The sequence below is a fragment of the Catenovulum agarivorans DS-2 genome (assembly GCF_000568405.1).
GTDB classification, from domain to species: domain Bacteria; phylum Pseudomonadota; class Gammaproteobacteria; order Enterobacterales; family Alteromonadaceae; genus Catenovulum; species Catenovulum agarivorans_A.
The window spans coordinates 1-3,401 of the sequence record NZ_ARZY01000073.1 but is presented as its reverse complement, the minus strand read 5'-3'; the positions used below and the strand labels follow the sequence as shown (position 1 = coordinate 3,401).

Annotated in this window: 2 protein-coding genes and 1 pseudogene; 1 reads left to right on the top strand and 2 read right to left on the bottom strand. The window is 41.5% G+C overall.

The features are described from left to right. Positions 1 to 284 (top strand): annotated as a pseudogene (locus tag DS2_RS20370) (group II intron reverse transcriptase/maturase); the annotation flags it as partial. Positions 285 to 493: 209 nt separating this feature from the next. Here the strand turns inward: DS2_RS20370 and DS2_RS19125 are convergent. Beyond that, a complete protein-coding gene (locus DS2_RS19125; RefSeq protein WP_035016689.1) occupies positions 494 to 1,810 on the bottom strand; it encodes a TrkH family potassium uptake protein in 1,317 nt (438 codons plus the stop codon). A 205-nt stretch (positions 1,811 to 2,015) separates the two neighbouring features. Continuing rightward, positions 2,016 to 3,311, bottom strand: coding sequence for a group II intron reverse transcriptase/maturase (gene ltrA / locus DS2_RS19120; RefSeq protein WP_051480030.1), 1,296 nt, complete (start codon positions 3,309 to 3,311; stop codon positions 2,016 to 2,018). Between the last annotated feature and the right edge of the window lie 90 nt (positions 3,312 to 3,401).

Genomic DNA, 3,401 nt, shown 5'->3' with positions numbered 1-3,401 from the left:
CAAATGCATACCAGCAGTGCGTTGACCTAGACCATTGGATACGGCGCAGAGCCAGAATGTGTTACTGGCGGCAATGGCGAAAACCCAGAACCAAAGTTAGAAACCTGATGAAACGAGGTGTGCATGTGCAAGCCGCCGTTGCTTGTGGGATCACAAGCAAAGGCCCTTGGCGTAGCTCAAAAACACCGGGTATTCAACAGGCGTTAAACTTAAATTATCTGAAATCAGAAGGTTTGTATTCACTCAGAGACGGATGGATCAAAGTGCCTTATCCGAATGGATAACTTGTTAGATGAAACGCCCTGTGCGGATCCGCATGCAGGGTGTTGTGGGGGCTGAGGGTTAGATACCCTCGGCTACCCGATTATGTTTAGATCCACTTAACTCAATACTCCCAAAATGCTTACGCACCTTTGGCTTTAAGGTCTTACATTGCAGGCTTTTCATTCAAACCGCACAAGTTTTGAACATAAAAAATCTAGGAGGCGATGATTTAAACCACAAGATCATCGTCATTTTCTTCTTCCCGACTTTCATCATGCATCGCCATAGCGATACCAAAGGTGAGAATTCCAACTCTTCCAATCAACATAAGCAAAATAATGATTAACTTACCGAGAACTGTTAAATCTCCGGTAAGTCCCATGCTTAAACCTACTGTGCCAAGAGCAGATATGGCTTCAAAGAGAATTATCTCAAATGTTGAGCTTTCCAAAGCCAACAGAAGTATCATTGCACCTGTGAGTACTACCATATAGAACGCAAAACTTGCGGTAGCAATTTGCAAACGCTCGGACGACAGTGCACGCTTATGAATACGGACAGTCTCTCGCCGCTTTAGCGTACTTTTGATTAGCCCTAACAATGCTGCCAAAGTGGTCGATTTTAAACCACCTCCCGTGCCAGAGGGTGACGCTCCAAAAATCATAAAAACATACATGATCATGATAATCGAAGCAGAAATTCCACCAATATCAATGGTATTAAAACCAACTGTGGTACTGGCTGACATGACTTGAAAAAAAGAAGCCATTAGACGCTGCCAAGGTGGCATCTGCTGAATAGAAGGCTCAATAATAAAAAATAATATGGTGCCTACCAAGGCGAACCATATTGTCACCTCTAAGATGATTTTTGTGGTGAAATGCAAAAACAGCTGCTTACCCGTCAAGCGCTGCCACATATCAGTGGCTACGATAAAACCAATAGCACCAGTATATGCCAAAGCCGCAATTACGAAATTCAGCATTGGATTAGCATCAAAGTCAATTAGGCTATTACTATTTAAGCTGAAACCTGCTGTACAAAAAGCGGATACACTATGAAAAATTGCACTCCAAATGGCGTTATCAATGCCATGACTAAGAAAAATCAAATAAAGCCCGACTGCACCTATTGATTCGCAAACGAGAGTAAATACTACTACCATTTTGATAAATCGACCGATTTCAAAATCACTAGGCAACGCGAAAGCACTTTTGGTTAATCTTGTGCGAAAAGATGACATTTTATGACGTGTAGAAAGAATAACAAATGAACCAAAAGTCATGTATCCAATGCCACCAATCTGAATAAGCAGCAAAATAACCAGCTCTCCAAAAAAACTGTAACTTAAGCCAGTATCTACCGTGACTAGTCCTGTAGTGGATACTGCCGAAGCAGCAGTAAACAAATTGTCTATGTTACTAATAGATAAATTTTGGCTTATGGGAAGACTTAAAAGAATCCACCCCAAAACAACGTAACTCGCGTAGCCAAGCAATAGAATTTTGGCAGGATTTATAGTTTCTAAAACACGTATAGACGACACTAATGTCAACTCCGTTCTAATGGCTGTAAATGTTAACTCCGAGGAGGAAGTTTCTTACTTACATTGAAAAAGAAAACTTCCCGCTGATAAAACAGTCATGGTAGAACGACCCATTACTGAGCCGCCCCCATACAGATCCGGACGTGCGGAATTACCGCATCCGGCTCTTCATTAATATCATTGCCCGTGTAAAACACAAAGCACCCTAATACCAATCTACTGCAATCAGCCGTTTGCTGACCCGTAGTGGCTTTATTTGAAAATATCCTAACATATCTTTAAAACCCCGCCAGTTAAAACTGTGCCTTTGACTGCGTCTGTTTAACCATTTGTATAAGGTGTGCAGCACAAAGTTATATATCCTGCTAATACTTTTACTATTGTCTGGAAGCCCAAAGTAATTTTGAATGCCCACCAGTTTTCGCTTGAGTGTCGGCATGGTTATATTTAGTCGTTTGGAGCGATGTTTCTTTATCCATTGGTAAAGTGTGCTCAGCATAAGTTTATGCTTTTTCCGACTCGTGACTCGTTTTAATCTTGGCTCGCCTTGATGGTCTTTACCCCAGTAACATTCAAACCCTAGGAAATTAATTCTTCTGCTTGGGTGTCCGCTTGGATGAAAGCGGCTGAATCTTATAAGGTGCGTTTTATCTTTTGCCAGTTCTAAATTAAATTTTCTTAATCTATTACCCAGTATTCGATAAAACAGTTGTGCATCTTGTTGATATTGAAATGCGGTGACAAAATCATCAGCATACCTTATCAACATGGCTCTACCCTTCATTCGCGGTTTGACTTGCTTTTCAAACCAGAGGTCTAGCGCATAGTGCAGGTAGATATTGGCCAGTATTGGGCTAATTATGCCACCTTGTGGTGAGCCACTCGTTGGTTTTATCTTTTGCCCGTTTGGCAGTTGCACTTTGGCTTTTAACCATTGGTTGATTAAGTTGAGCAAGGCTTTGTCTTTAATTTTAAGGCTCAGCATTTTCATTAGCCAGTGATGACTCATGTTGTCGAAGAAGCCTTTTATGTCGGCTTCAACTATATAGCCGTATCCTCTAAATTGCAGATTCAGCGTTAAACTGTGAATGGCTTGGTGTGCACTTTTGTTGGGGCGATATCCGTAGTTATATGGCAGAAATTCGCTTTCCCAGATACTTTGCAGTATTTGGCTCACGCTCTGCTGTACTAGTTTGTCGTCAACGATTGGCATGCCAAGGTTTCGGGTTTTGCCGTTGGCTTTGGGGATTTCAACACGTTTTACTGCACTGGCTCGATAGCTTTTGCTTTTGAGTTGGTGGTGCAGTGTTTGGATATTTTCTGGCAATCTTTGTTGGTATATATCGGTTGTGACACCGTCTATTCCAGGCTTCGATTGTTTGTTTAGTTGACCCCAACTTTGATACAACAAGTCTGAATTCAGTAGTCCATATAGGTTTTCAAACTGATGTTTGGGGTGGGTTTGTGTTTTAAATGCTATGGCTTGCAAGGCGGTTGTCATTGTTAATTCAGACCCAACTTTGTTCTGACAATGTATCTATTGCAAGCCGTGATATTAATGTTTACCCCTTCGCCTTGTATGTGGCTTTCC